This is a genomic window from Mycobacterium interjectum (genome assembly GCF_900078675.2).
In the GTDB taxonomy this organism is placed as follows: Bacteria; Actinomycetota; Actinomycetes; order Mycobacteriales; family Mycobacteriaceae; genus Mycobacterium; species Mycobacterium interjectum.
This window is the reverse complement of sequence record NZ_LT546237.1, coordinates 2,304,037-2,318,046: the sequence shown is the minus strand read 5'-3', so window position 1 is coordinate 2,318,046 and position 14,010 is coordinate 2,304,037. Positions and strand designations below refer to the sequence as shown.

Genomic DNA, 14,010 nt, shown 5'->3' with positions numbered 1-14,010 from the left:
GAATCTTCCGCTCGACACAGGGAGGACAACCGCATGACATCCGCCGAAGATCCGATGCAGGGGGCATCGGGTTCTGCGGGCTTCGCGATCGTCGGCTACGCGGCACGGTTTCCAGGCGCCGCAGACGCGGACGAGTTCTGGCAGGTGCTGCGGGATGGCCGGGATGCGATATCGGAGGTTCCCGAAGACCGTTGGGATGCCGACGAATTCTTCGACCCGGATCCGGACGCGCCCGGGAAGGTGGTGACCCGTCGCGCGGGTTTCGTCGATGACGTAACGGGGTTCGACGCGCCGTTTTTCGGCATGTCGGCGCGCGAGGTCCGATTGATGGACCCGCAGCACCGGCTCTTGCTGGAGATGGCGTGGCGCGCGGTGGAGCATTCGGGCACCGCGCCGACGGCTTTGGCGAACACCAATACCGGCGTGTTCGTCGGATTGGCCACCCACGACTACCTGGGCATGGCATCGGACGAGCTGACGTATCCCGAGATCGAGGCCTACATGGCGATCGGGACGTCAAACGCCGCCGCCGCGGGCCGGATCAGCTACCGATTGGGGCTGCAGGGCCCGTCGGTCGCCGTCGACACTGCGTGCAGCTCGTCGTTGGTGGCGATCCATCAGGCCTGCCAGGCGCTGCGCCTGGGGGAATGTGATCTCGCGCTGGCCGGCGGGGCGAACGTCCTGCTCACCCCGGCGACGATGATCACCTTCTCCCACGCCCACATGCTCGCGCCCGACGGCCGATGCAAGACGTTCGACGCGGCTGCGGACGGCTACGTGCGCGGCGAGGGTTGCGGTGTCATCGTCGTGAAGCGGCTGGAGGACGCGATCCGCGACGGCGACCGTATTCGGGCCGTGATCCGCGGCAGCGCGATCAACCAGGACGGGGCGTCGGGCGGTTTGACGGTGCCGAACGGTGTTGCCCAGCAACGGGTTATCGCCGAAGCACTGAAGCGCGCCGGCGTCGCACCCGGCGACGTCGGATACCTCGAGGCGCACGGGACCGGGACATCACTGGGCGATCCGATCGAGGCCCAGGCCGCGGGCGCGGTGCTCGGTGCGGGTCGCGAGCCGGACCGGCCGTTGTTGATCGGCTCGGCAAAGACGAACATCGGGCATCTGGAGGCGGCCGCGGGAATCGCGGGCGTGATCAAGGTCATCCTGTCGCTCGAGCACGAGTTATTGCCGCCGCACCTGCACTTTCGCAATCCGTCGCCGCACATTCCCTGGGACCGGCTTGCGCTGCAGGTCGTGCAGGAGGCCACACCGTGGGAGCGCAACAGCCGGCGACGTATCGCGGGAGTCAGCTCGTTCGGGTTCGCCGGGACCAACGCGCACGTCATCCTCGAAGAAGCTCCCGATGCGACAGATCAGATCGGCCCACCACCGGCTGCGGTCGAGCCGCCCGGCGACCGGCGGTTCAGCCTCCTTCCGCTGTCGGCGCGCACGCCCGCCGCGCTGGTGCAGATCGCCGATCAATACCGCAGCTGGTTGAGCGCACACCCGGAGGCCACCCTGGCCGATGTGTGCTTCACCGCCGGGGTCGGGCGAGCACACTTCGAGCACCGCGCCGCGCTGGTGGTCAACTCGAAGGAATCCGCCGGTGAGTTGCTCGGCGCGCTCGCGGACGACCGCCCGGCGCCCGGGCTGGTGCGCGGCACATCCGACGACGCGCCGAAGACGGCGTGGCTGTTCACCGGTCAAGGTAGCCAGTACGCGGGCATGGCCCGCGAGCTGTACGAGACCGAGCCGGTGTTCGCCGAGACACTGACCCGTTGCGCGGCGGTGGTCGCCGACCTGCTCGAAAAACCGCTGCTGGACGTAATCTTCGACACGGACGGCCCGCACGGCGAAGATACGCTGCGGCAGACCTGCTACGCCCAGCCCGCCTTGTTCGCGGTGGAAATGGGCCTGGCCCGGCTGTGGCAGTCGTGGGGCTTCGAACCGGGCGTGGTGCTGGGCCACAGCGTCGGCCAGTACGCGGCGGCCTGCGTCGCGGGCGTGTTCAGTCTCGAGGACGGCATGCTGCTGATGGCCGAGCGTGGCCGCCTGTTCGGCAGTCTGCCGGCCGGCGGCCGGATGGTCGCGGTCTTCGCCGCGGCCGAGCGCGTCGAGAGCCTGACCGACGAGTTCCCCAGCCTGTCGGTGGCCGCCTACAACGGTGCCAACACCGTGCTGTCGGGGCCCGGGCAGGATCTGGAGCAGGCGGTGGCCGGGTTGACGGCCGACGGCGTCCGGTGTGACTGGCTGGACACCAGCCACGCGTTCCACTCGGCGCTGCTGGATCCGATTCTCGACGACTTCGAGGTGTACGCGAACCGGTTCGAGTTCGGCCCGCCGCAACGGATGTTGGTGTGCAACCGCACCGGTGCCGCGCTCGGCAGGAGCGTGAAACTCGATGGCGCCTATTGGCGTCGCCACGCGCGCCAACCGGTGGAATTCGCCAAGAGCGTGCGCACCCTGGCCGATCTGGGCTGCAAAGTGCTGCTGGAGATCGGCCCGCAACCGGTGCTCACCGCCGCGGCGCTGCGGGCGTGGCCTGACACGGTCGCCGCACCGCGGGCGATCGCGTCATTGCGTCGAAACACCGCTGACCGCCGCCAGATCACCGAAGCCCTCGCCGACGCGTATGTGCTGGGCCATCTGCCCGACTTCGGCGCCGTGTCAGGGCCGGCGCGCAAGCTCGACCTGCCCACCTATCCGTTCCAGCACCGCGAGTACTGGTATCGGGACAATCGGGAACGCCCCAACCAACAACAGAACACCGCCGTGAGCACCCAAGCCGTCCGGCTCCTCGAGGACGGCCGGATCGAGGAACTCGCCGCGCTGGTCGACGGCGCGAGCGGCGATCAGCAGACCATGAGGGTGCTGACAAAGCTTGCCGCGCAACACAACCAGCAGCGCAAAACCCAGTCGATCGCGGACGTGCGCTACGAGATTCGCTGGGAGAAATCCACTGGGCTGGCCGGGGCTTCCGAGGCGCCGGACGCGGCCGCCACCTGGCTGCTCGTCGGCGACGACGCCACTGCGGTCGCACCGTTGATCGACGCGCTGACCGCGCAAGGCCACCGGCACCGGATCGTCGGGCTGCCGGCATCCGACGCGGACGAGGAACGGCTCGCGGCAACCATGCGCGAAGCGGCGGCAGACGAATCGGTGCTGCGCGTCCTGCACGTCGCGGCCCTCGAATCCGACACCGCACCGTCGATGCGGTCGCTGCTGCGCATGCAACACCGAGTGCTCGGCGGAACGCAACGACTCTTCCGCGCGGCGGTCGCCGCCGAACTGCGCATCCCCATCTGGGTGGTGACCCGCGGCGCCCAACGCGTCACCGACGAGGACGTCGTATCACCGGATCAGGCCTGCCTCTGGGGATTTGGCCGCGCCGCCTCGCTGGAGCACCCGCAGGTGTGGGGCGGACTGGCGGACTTGTCAGGAGGCCGGGACAACGACATCGACGAATGGTCGCGGTTGATCGACCAGGTCGTGACGGCGTCGCGCGGCTCGGCCGCCGGCGAAGACCAACTGGCCGTGCGCGACGACGCGGTCTATCTGCCCCGGCTGGTCCGACGGGCGGGGCCGCCGGTCGCCACCCCGCCGGCGCTGCGCGATGACGCAACGTATCTGGTGACCGGGGGACTGGGTTCGGTCGGCCTGGAAATCGCCGGATACCTGGCCGCGCACGGCGCCCGGCATCTGGTGCTGACCGGGCGACGCGCGCCCGGCGATGCCGCGCAGGGGCGCATCGCCGCCATCCGCGAACAGCACGGCTGCGAAGTCCGGGTCGTGGCGGCCGATGTCGCCGATATGCACGAGGTCGAGCGGCTGCTGACCACCATGCACGCCGAACTGCCGCCGCTGGCGGGCATCGTGCATGCCGCCGGCGAGATCGGAACCACTCCGCTGCGCACCCTGGACGACGCGGAAGTGGATCGCGTATTCGCCGGAAAGGTCTGGGGCGCTTGGCATTTGAGCGAAGCAGCGGCTGATTTGCAGTTGGACTTCTTCGTGAGCACCTCCTCGATCGCCTCCGTATGGGGCGGGTTCGGTCAGACCGCCTACGCCGCGGCCAACGCCTTCCTCGACGGGCTGGCCTGGCGGCTGCGCGACCAGGGGGTGCCCGCCATCAGCGTCAACTTCGGTCCGTGGTCGGCGGGCATGGCCGACGAACAGGCTCGCGCCCGACTGGATCAGCGCGGGGTCCGGACGTTGTCCCCCGCCGATGCGCTGGCGGGGATGGCCGACCTCATCGCGGCTTCGGCAACCCAAGGGGTGGTGGCCCGGATCGGCTGGGACCGCTTCCTGCCGCTGTATCAGCAAGCCGGCCGGCGACCATTCCTGGCGGAGTTGGAACGCGAGGTCCCCGAATCGGCGCCCGCCGCTGGGTTGTTCGGGCGATCCGGGAAGACCGAACTGGTCGAGCAGCTCACCAACGCCCCGGTGCAGCAGCGCAAGAAACTCCTCACGGATCACCTGCGGAACGCGGTGGCGGAGGTGACGCGCGTCGACGCCGCGGAAATCCGCGAGGACGCCGGTTTCTTCGATCTGGGCATGGATTCGCTGATGGCCGTCGAATTGCGGCGCCGAATCGAGCAGGCGGTGGGCAAGGAGGTGCCGGCCACCCTGGCGATGGATCACCCGCGGCTGTCCGACGTGGTGGATTACCTGCTCGGCGAGGTGCTCGGTCTCAGCGAGCAGGAGTCGGCGCAGTCGGGGCTCCGGCTTGCCTCGGCGGTCACGACGCGCACCGACGAGCCGATCGCGATCGTCGCGGTGGCGTGCCACTTTCCGGGCGCGCCCAATCCCGAAGCCTTCTGGGAGGTGTTGTCGGGCGGTGTCGATGCGATATCGGAGGTGCCCGAGGATCGATTCGACATCGACGAGTTCTACGACCCGGATCCAGAGGCTCCGGGCAAGATCTACAGCCGCTTCGGCGGATTCCTGGACGAGGTCGACGGATTCGATCCGGAATTCTTCGGCATTTCCCCGCGCGAGGCGATCTGGATCGATCCGCAGCAGCGGCTGATGCTGGAGACCGCGTGGGAGGGCCTCGAACGGGCCGGGTACGCGCCGTCCGCGTTGCGCGGCAGCCGAAGCGGCATCTTCGTGGGGGTGGGCGCGAACGAGTATTCGCATCTGCTGTCCGCGGACTCGGTCGACAAGCTCGAGCCCCAGTTCATCACCGGCAATGCGCTCAATGCCATCTCGGGTCGGGTTGCCTTCGCGCTGGGGCTGGAAGGCCCGGCGGTGGCGGTCGATACCGCCTGCAGCTCGTCGCTGGTGGCCGTCCACCAGGCCTGCCAGGCATTGCATTCCGGTGACTGCGATTTGGCGCTGGCCGGCGGTGTGAATGTCTTGCTGAGTCCGGTGACCATCATCGCCGCCTCACGCGCCAGGATGCTTTCCCCCGTCGGGCGATGCAAGACCTTCGACGCCTCCGCCGATGGCTATGTGCGCAGCGAGGGCTGCGGGATTCTGGTGCTCAAGCGGCTCAGCGACGCGGTACGCGACGGCGATCGGGTCTGCGCGGTCATCCCGGCCACCGCGGTCAACCAGGACGGCGCGTCCAGCGGCTTGACGGTGCCCAATGGCGGCGCGCAGCAACGGCTTATCAGCATGGCGCTGGCCCGTGCCGGTCTCGTCGGCGGCGACGTCGACTACCTCGAGGCGCACGGGACGGGTACCCCCCTGGGCGATCCCATCGAGGTGCAGGCGGCCGCTGCTGTTTACGGTGCCGCCCGCGACGCGGACCGGCCGTTGCTGATGGGATCGGTGAAGACCAACATCGGCCACCTCGAGTCGGCATCGGGGGTCGCCGGTCTGATCAAGGTCGTGTTGTCCCTGCAGCACGAAATGTTGCCCCAGAGCCTGCACTTCGAGAAGCCGTCACCGCACATCCCGTGGGATTCGCTGCCCGTGCGCGTGGTGGACAAGTCGACTCCGTGGCAGGCCAACGGCAAACCCCGACGCGCCGGCATCAGTTCATTCGGGTTCACCGGCACGAACGCGCACGTGCTCATCGAGGAGGCGCCGGCGCAACCGGCGACGCCCGACGAATACTCCACGGGCGACGTCCGTTCCGACGTCGCCGTCGCCTCGGAGTCGGACGCTCAAGAGGAAACGGTCGGCCTGCTACCGCTGTCCGCGCGGTCACCGGAGGCGCTGGTGGCGTTGGCGCACCGATACGAGGAATGGTTGAACGCCCATCCCAAGGTGGACATCGCCGATGTGTGCCGCACGGCCGGGGTGGGTCGTTCGCACTTCGAACACCGGGCCGCGCTGGTCGTGGATTCGGTACAGGGCGCCCGCGAGCTGCTGGCCGAGTTGGCCGAGAACCGGTTACGACCGGGGGTGGTGCGCGGTGAGTGCGCGGACCGGCCCACGACGGCATGGTTTTTCACCGGGCAGGGCAGCCAGTACCCGGCGATGGCGCGCGAGTTGTTCGACGCCGAGCCGGTTTTCGCGGACACCGTGACGCGCTGCGCGCTAGCGGCGGATCCGATGCGGCCGCGCCCGTTGCTGGAGGTGCTGTTCGCGACCGACAGGGAAACCGCGGAAGCGGTGCGGCACACGTCATTTGCACAGCCCGCCCTGTTCGCCGTCGAGATGGGCCTGGCCCGCCTCTGGCAGTCGTGGGGCGTCGAGCCGGACGTGGTGCTGGGGCACAGCGTGGGCCAGTACGCGGCGGCGTGCGTGGCCGGGGTTTTCAGCCTCGAGGACGGGGCGCGGCTGATTGCCGAGCGCGGCCGGCTGTTCGGCACTCTGCCCGAGGGCGGGCGGATGGTGGCGGTGTTCGCCGACGCCAAGTACGTCGAGGAGATCGCCAACGAGTTCCCCCGAGTGTCGGTCGCCGCCTACAACGGCCCCAACACGGTGCTGTCGGGACCCGGTGCGGATCTGGAACAGATCGTCGCCAGGGGCGGCAACGACGGGATCCGGTGCACCTGGCTGGAAACCAGCCACGCCTTCCACTCGGAGTTGCTGGAGCCGGTGCTCGGTGAATTCGAGTCGTACGCAGCGCAGTTGCAGTTCGCGGCGCCGACGTTGCCGCTGGTCTGCAACCGCACCGGCGCCGTGCTGACCGCGGAAACCCCGCTCGACGCGCAATATTGGCGGCGGCATTCCCGCCAGCCGGTGCAGTTCGCCGAAAGCGTGCGCACCGTGGCGGCGCTGGGCTGCTCGGTGTTGATGGAGATCGGTCCGCAGCCGGTTCTGACCGGGGCCGCGGTGCAGGTCTGGCCGGAACATCTGGCCGCGCCGCGGGCGATCGTCTCCTTGCGCAAGGGCGTTGCCGACCGACGCCAGATCGCCGAAGCCCTGGCCGGGGCGTACGTCAGCGGCCATCGACCGACATTCGCTGCGCTGCATCGGCAACCGCGCCGCAGGCTGGAACTGCCCACCTATCCTTTCCAGCGGCGCAGCTTCTGGCCCAAGACCTCCGGCGTCCCCGGCATCGACGCCCAGGGCGCCTCCGTGTCCGGAATTCTCGGTGGTGCAAAAGATCTCGCCTCGGGCGACTGCGTGTACACCAGTCGGCTGTCGGTCAAGTCGCAGCCGTGGCTTTCCGATCACGTCATCTATGGCACCGTCGTCGTACCCGGGGCGACGTACGCCGCGATGGCACTGGCCGCCGTCGGGCCGCCGGCGCGGGTGCAAGACGTCTTTTTCTACGAGCCGATCATCCTGCCGGAGAAGGCCTCTCGCGAGGTGCAGCTGACGCTGCATCCGCTGGAGGACGGCCCGCACAACGCGGAGGCCTGGAGCTTCCGGGTGCACAGCCGCCCATACGGCGCCCGCGAGGCCGAATGGTCGTTGAACGCCGACGGCACTGTCGTGACCGGCGTCGAGGCCGGGCCGGCGCCCGATCCGGCGGAGTCCACGGATCCCGTCGACGCGGCCATCGAGCGGATGAATCGCATGCGTCCGCAGGAACTCTTCGACACCTTCGCCGACATGGAGCTGGCGTGGGGGCCCAACTGGTCCGGTTCGCTGAAGTCGCTGTGGCTCGGCGAGGGTGAGGCGATCGGCGATATCAGCGTCGGCGACGAACTGGCCGAACATCTCGGCACCGAGCCGATGCATCCCGTACTGCTGGACCTGTGCACCGGCGTCGCCTTCCCGGCGTTCCCGGCGCTTCTCGCGGCCGAACAGGGCGTGAGCGATCTGTTCTTGCCGCTGCGGTACGGCGCGGTGGAGCTGCGGGAGAAGATGCCCCGGCGGTTCTACTGCCGCGCGAAGTGGCACACCAGCGGCCTGGACAGCGAAACCCAGGTCTTCGACCTCGACTTCCTCGACCGGGATGGCCGCCGCCTGGGCGGGATTCGGGAATTCACGGTCAAGCGCGCGCCCCGGGAGGCGTTGCTGCGCGGGCTTGGCGGCGATGCCACCCGGCTGCTCTACGCCCTCGGCTGGCACGAGGTGCCGCCGCCGGCACCGAGCGGCGACGTCGCCGGCGCCGGAAACCCGCTCGGCACGTGGCTGATCGCGGGATTCGGGGAGTTGGCGGCCCGCGTGCCGGGCTGCATTTCCTTCGACCGGAACCCGGATTCGGAGCCCCTCGGGCAGCTGCTGGCGCAAGCTCAAGAGCGCGGCATGCCGTTCTCGGGCATCGTGTGGCGCGCCACCGGACCGAGCGCGGAAGAGTCGAGCGCCGAATCCGTCGCGCGGCTGGAGACCGAAATCGCCCAGCTGCTCAGCGCCGTGCACACCCTGCAGGCCGACGGGGCGGTGAAACTCCCGGGTGGCTTGTGGATCATCACCGAACGGGCCGTGGCGACCGAATCCGGCGAAGCCGCCGACCCGGTGCAGGCGGCGCTGTGGGGGCTGGGCCGCACCATCGTCAACGAGGAACCGGCCCTGCGCTGCAGAATGATCGATTGCGACGGATCGGAGCAGGCCGTGCACTCGCTGGCCGGCCTGCTCGGTGAACCGTTCGAGGAACCCGAACTCGCTGTGCGCCAAGGGAAATTCCTGGCACCCCGGTTGTTGCAATGGTCGCGCAGCGGTCATCTCGCGATACCGCGGGCAACCGATTACGTGCTGGCGCCCACCGAACGCGGCGCGATCGACAACCTGCGCCTGACCGAGACGGAAGTGTCGCCACCGGACGACGGCTATGTGCAGGTGCGGGTGGAGGCCGCTGGGCTGAACTTCCGCGATGTGCTCAACGTGCTGGGCCTCTACCCGGGCGATCCGGGCCCCATCGGGGGCGACTTCGCCGGCGTCGTCACCCAAGTGGGCGGCGGCGTCACCGGACTCGAGGTCGGCCAGCGCGTCTACGGCTTCATGCAGGGCGCGTTTTCCAGCCGGTTCAACGTGCCGGCCCAGTTGCTGGCGCCGATCCCCTCTCGCGTGAGCGCCGTGGACGCGGCGACCATTCCCGCCGCGGCGCTCACGGCCCGGCTCGCCTTCGACTGGGCGCAGCTGAAGCCCGGCGACCGGGTGCTCATCCACGCCGCCAGCGGTGGCGTCGGATTGGCCGCCATCCAGATGGCCCAGCAGCACGGTGCGACCGTCTTCGCCACCGCCAGTACCTACAAGCGCGCGACACTGCGCAAGCTGGGTGTGGAACACGTCTATGACTCGCGCACAACGAATTTCGCCGACCAGATCCTCGCCGATACCGACGGCGCCGGCGTCGACGTGGTGCTCAACAGCCTGACAAACGAGGGCTTCGTCGAAGCGACCGTGCGGGCCACCGCCCAGAACGGGCGCTTCGCCGAGATCGCGAAGCGCGACATCTGGACCCCGGAGCAGATGGCGGCGGCCCGTCCCGATATCGCCTACGAGATCGTCGCGCTGGACACGGTTACCCTCCAAGAGCCCGAGCGCATCCGCGGCTTGCTGGGTGAGGTGTCGGCGGGGTTGGCCGACGGCGAGTGGGGCCCACTCCCCGCCGAGATCTACCCGCTGACCGAGGCGAAGACGGCGTTCCGCCGGATGCAGCAAGCGCGGCATATCGGGAAGATCGTGCTGCAGATGCCGAACCCGCTGCAGCCGCACGGCGATCGGAGCTATCTGATCACCGGTGGGCTCGGCGCGATCGGGCTGCACACGGCGTCGTATCTGGCTCAGCTCGGCGCGGGCGACATCGTGTTGACCAGCCGGCGCGCGCCAGATGCCGACGCGCAACGCGCAATCGAGGACATCACCGAGCGCTACCGGTGCCGCATCCACACCTTCGCCGCCGATGTCGGTGACGAGGCGCAGGTCGAAAAGCTGCTGGAGCGGATCCGCGCCGAGTTGCCACCGCTCGCCGGCGTCGTTCATCTGGCGGGCGTGCTCGACGACGCGCTGCTGTCGCAGCAGAACCTGGAGCGCTTCCGGACGACGTTGGTGCCCAAGGCGTTCGGTGCCTGCTATCTGGACCGGTTGACCAGGAGCGACGATCTGGACTTCTTCATCGCGTCGTCCTCGGTGTCCAGCCTGCTCGGTTCGCCGGGACAGGCCAACTACTCGGCGGCCAACGCGCTGCTCGACGGGCTGGTCGCCCAACGACAGGCGCGGGGCTTGCCGGCGACCGGCGTCAACTTCGGTCCCTGGGCCAAGGGGGGCATGGCGTCCTCGGAGGCCGCGCGCGCCAATATCGGTGCGCAAGGCCTCATTCCGCTAGAGCCTTCGGCCGCCCTCAGCGCACTGGCGGAGGCGGTCGCCAACGGAATCGCGCAGGCAACGGTCATCAAGGCCAACTGGCAGCGTGCCGCGAAGGTGCTCGGCAGTTCTCGTCCACCGATTCTCGACCTGGTGCTGCCCAGCGCCGTCGCGGATGCCGCCGGTGACAGCGAGCTGCTCCGGCAACTGCAGGAGATACCGGTGGCGCAGCGCGCCGTTTTCATCACCGAATTCCTGCAGCGCGAGGTGCAGGGCTTCCTGAGGCTCGCGCAACCACCCGCCGCAACCAGCCGGTTCCTGGACCTCGGCACGGATTCGCTGATGGCGGTCGAGCTTCGCAACCGGCTGCACAGCCAGTTCGGCGGCGCGTTCACGATCAACGCAACCGCGGTGTTCGACTACCCGACGATCGGAGGCCTCGCCGAGTACCTCGCCGGTCAGCTGCCGGAGTCCGACTCGGACGCGGCAGAGGTGGAATCGGTTGCAGCGCCGGAGGAGCCGAGCCCGGAAGCGGTGGCGGGGCCAGAGCCGAGTTGATGCCCGGCGGGTCAGTCGCTGATATCGAAACCGGCGATGACCTTGGTCGGGCGCAGCCGCACCGCCAGCTCGCCGGGAACGGCGTTGCGGCGGCCGAACTCGTCGGCGCGGTCGGCGCCCATGTAGCGGGCACCGGTTCGCGTCGCGATGTCCAGCACGTCCTGTGGGTCCTCGCTCACCGATGCCAGGCCTTGCACCTGGACGAACGAGTACGGCGGGTGGGGATCGTCGACGCAGATCACCACCCGTGAATCACGTGCCAGCGCGCGGCCTTTCGAGGTGTCCCGGCCGGTGCTGAAGGCCAATTGGCCGTCGTCGACGACGAACCACACCGGGGCGACCAAAGGCCGGCCGTCGGCGGCGACGTAACCCAGCATTCCGGTGCGGGTGCCGGCTGAGAGGAACTGGATGACCTTCTCGGACAGCTCGGCCATCGGCTACAGCCGGGCCAAGTCGTACTCGCCGAGGTGGTCGATCAGGTTGTGCAGGTGGTCTCCGGAGGTGCCGAGTGTGTGCTCGATCGCGGTGAGCCGCGCGGCGTAATGGCTGACCGGATATTCCGCCGTCACACCGATCCCGCCGTGCATCTGGATGGACTCCTGCGCGATGTGCCGCCCGGACCGGCCGATCTGGACCTTGGCGCGCGAGGCGACGACCGGGTCCAGGTTGCCGTCGGCGATCGACATCGCCGCGTACAGGCTCATGCTGCGCGCCAATTCCAGCGACACGTACATGTCGGCGGCCCGCTGGGTGAGCGCCTGAAACTTGTTCAGCGTGACGCCGAACTGCTTGCGCGTCTTGAGGTAATCGGTGGTCAGGCGCAGCGCCTCCTCCATCGCCCCGACGGCTTCGGAGCACAACGCCGATTGGATGCGCACGATGGCGTCGCGGATGGCCCGGGAGGAGTCGACCGCTTCGCCGAGGGGCTCGGCGGCCGCGCCGTCCAGATCGATCTGGGCGCCGCGCTGACCGTCAAACGTCGGGTAGGGGTGCCTGGTCGCGGCGCCCGCGTCGACCAGGAACAGGCCGGTGCCGCCGTCCGGCAATGCGGCGCTGACCACCAAGGCGTCGGCGCAGTCACCGGCGAGCACCGGGTTTTTGCGTCCGGTGAGCGTCCATGAATCGCCTTGCCGCACAGCCTGAGTGGTGACCGCGGCGGTTGGTTTGCGGTGTCCCGGTTCCAGGTGGGCGAAGGCCAGCAGCCGTTGCCCGGCCGCGACCTCGTCGAGCTGTCGTTTCTGGGCGTCGCTGCCCAGCTCGGCGATCAGCGCTCCCGGTGCGAGCGCACCGTGCAGGATCGGTTCGGGGGCCAGCCGGCGGCCCACCTCGGTGAGCACCACCATGATCTCGATCTGGCCGGCTTCCTCCGGCTCGAACCCGAGGCCCAGGATCCCGGTGTCGGCGAGCTGACTCCACACCTCGCGGCTCCAGCCGAGATCGGAGCCGATGACCTTGTTGCGGCTCTCCGGGTCGTAGCTGCGCGACAGCAGGTCGCGGGTCGTGTCGCGCAGCAGGGCCTGCTCGTCGCTCAACTGAAAGTCCATGACTGCCTCACAATCCGAGAATGGTGGACGCGATGATGTTGCGCTGCACCTCGCTGCTGCCGCCGTAGATCGACGTCTTGCGGTAGTTGAGGTAGTGCGGGGCGCTGTGCTGCGCCCAGTCCGGCGACGTGATGTCGTCACCGTTGACCGGCAGCGCATCCGGGCCGGCCACCTCGACCAGCAGTTCGGTGGCGATCTGCTGCAGTTGGCTGCCGCGCAGCTTGAGCACCGACGACGCCGGGTTGGGCTGTCCGTCCGCGGAGTCCGAGACCACCCGCGACTGGGTGAGTTCCAGTGCCAGCACCTCGTTCTCGGCCTCGGCGAGGCGCGCCGCGAACAGGGGGTCATCGAGCACCCCGGTTTCCGTGGCGCGCTTTTTCACCTCGGCGAGGCGCACCTTGGTGCGCCCAACCCCGGCGATGCCGGTGCGTTCGTTGCCCAGCAGGAACTTCGCGTATGTCCAGCCTTGATTCTCTTGTCCGACAAGCTGATTGGCGGGTACCCGGACGTCGGAGAAGAACAATTCATTGATCTCCTGGCCGCCGTCGATGGTCTTGATGGGCCGCAGCGTGATGCCCGGCGTATTCATGTCGAAGAGCAGAAACGAGATGCCGGCCTGCCGCTTGGGCGCCTGGGGGTCGGTGCGCACCAGGCAGAAGATCCAGTCCGCGTACTGGCCGAGCGTTGTCCAGGTCTTCTGTCCGTTGACTACGTAGCTGTCGCCGTCCCGGACCGCGGTGGTGCGCAGCGACGCCAGGTCCGAGCCGGCCTCGGGCTCGGAGAATCCCTGGCACCACCAGATGTCCAGGCTGGCCGTCGGCGGCAGGAAGCGTTGTTTGAGCTCCTCGGAACCGAATTCGGCGATCACCGGCCCGACCATCTTGGTGTTGAAGTTCAGCGGCTCGGGCACGCACGCCAGTTGCATTTCGTCGGCCCAGATCTGGTGCTGGGTGGGCGTCCAGTCCTTACCGCCCCATTCGACCGGCCAGTTCGGCACCGCCAGCCCGTGCTCGTGCAGGATCTTGTGGCTGGTGACGATGTCCTCGCGGCGCACCGACGCCGCCCCGGCGCGCACCCACTCGCGCAGCTCCACGGGGATCTTCGTGGTGTAGAAGGTGCGAAGCTCATCGCGGAACGCGGCTTCCTCCGGTGTGAGCGCCAACTGCATGGCAGCCTCCTTTGGTCGAGGTGAACGTCGCGACTCGTTCCATCTTGACCCATCCGATTCGGTGCCTGTGCACAGCCTCGGCTTAGTCCACATGCCGGCGCTGCGGCGCCGTCGCGCGCGGCCGCCGTGGCGGTCGGCGCGCCTACGGTC

Annotated in this window: 4 protein-coding genes; 1 reads left to right on the top strand and 3 read right to left on the bottom strand. The window is 68.9% G+C overall.

Annotated elements, in window-relative coordinates; all coding sequences use genetic code 11:
- Positions 1-33 precede the first annotated feature (33 nt).
- Positions 34-11,148, top strand: coding sequence for a type I polyketide synthase (locus BN4348_RS45490; RefSeq protein ID WP_066914141.1), 11,115 nt, complete (start codon positions 34-36; stop codon positions 11,146-11,148).
- Positions 11,149-11,159: 11 nt separating this feature from the next.
- On the opposite strand, the gene BN4348_RS45485 is transcribed toward BN4348_RS45490, so the two are convergent.
- From BN4348_RS45485 to BN4348_RS45475, 3 genes are read right to left on the bottom strand one after another with little or no spacing between them, the layout of a single operon-like run.
- Complete coding sequence (locus BN4348_RS45485) at positions 11,160-11,582, bottom strand: PPOX class F420-dependent oxidoreductase (protein WP_066914140.1); 423 nt, start codon at positions 11,580-11,582, stop codon at positions 11,160-11,162.
- 3 nt (positions 11,583-11,585) lie between these two features.
- Entirely contained in the window at positions 11,586-12,692 is a 1,107-nt protein-coding gene (locus BN4348_RS45480) for an acyl-CoA dehydrogenase family protein (protein ID WP_066914138.1), read from the bottom strand.
- A 7-nt stretch (positions 12,693-12,699) separates the two neighbouring features.
- Entirely contained in the window at positions 12,700-13,860 is a 1,161-nt protein-coding gene (locus BN4348_RS45475; protein WP_066914137.1) for an acyl-CoA dehydrogenase family protein, read from the bottom strand.
- Positions 13,861-14,010: the final 150 nt, after the last annotated feature.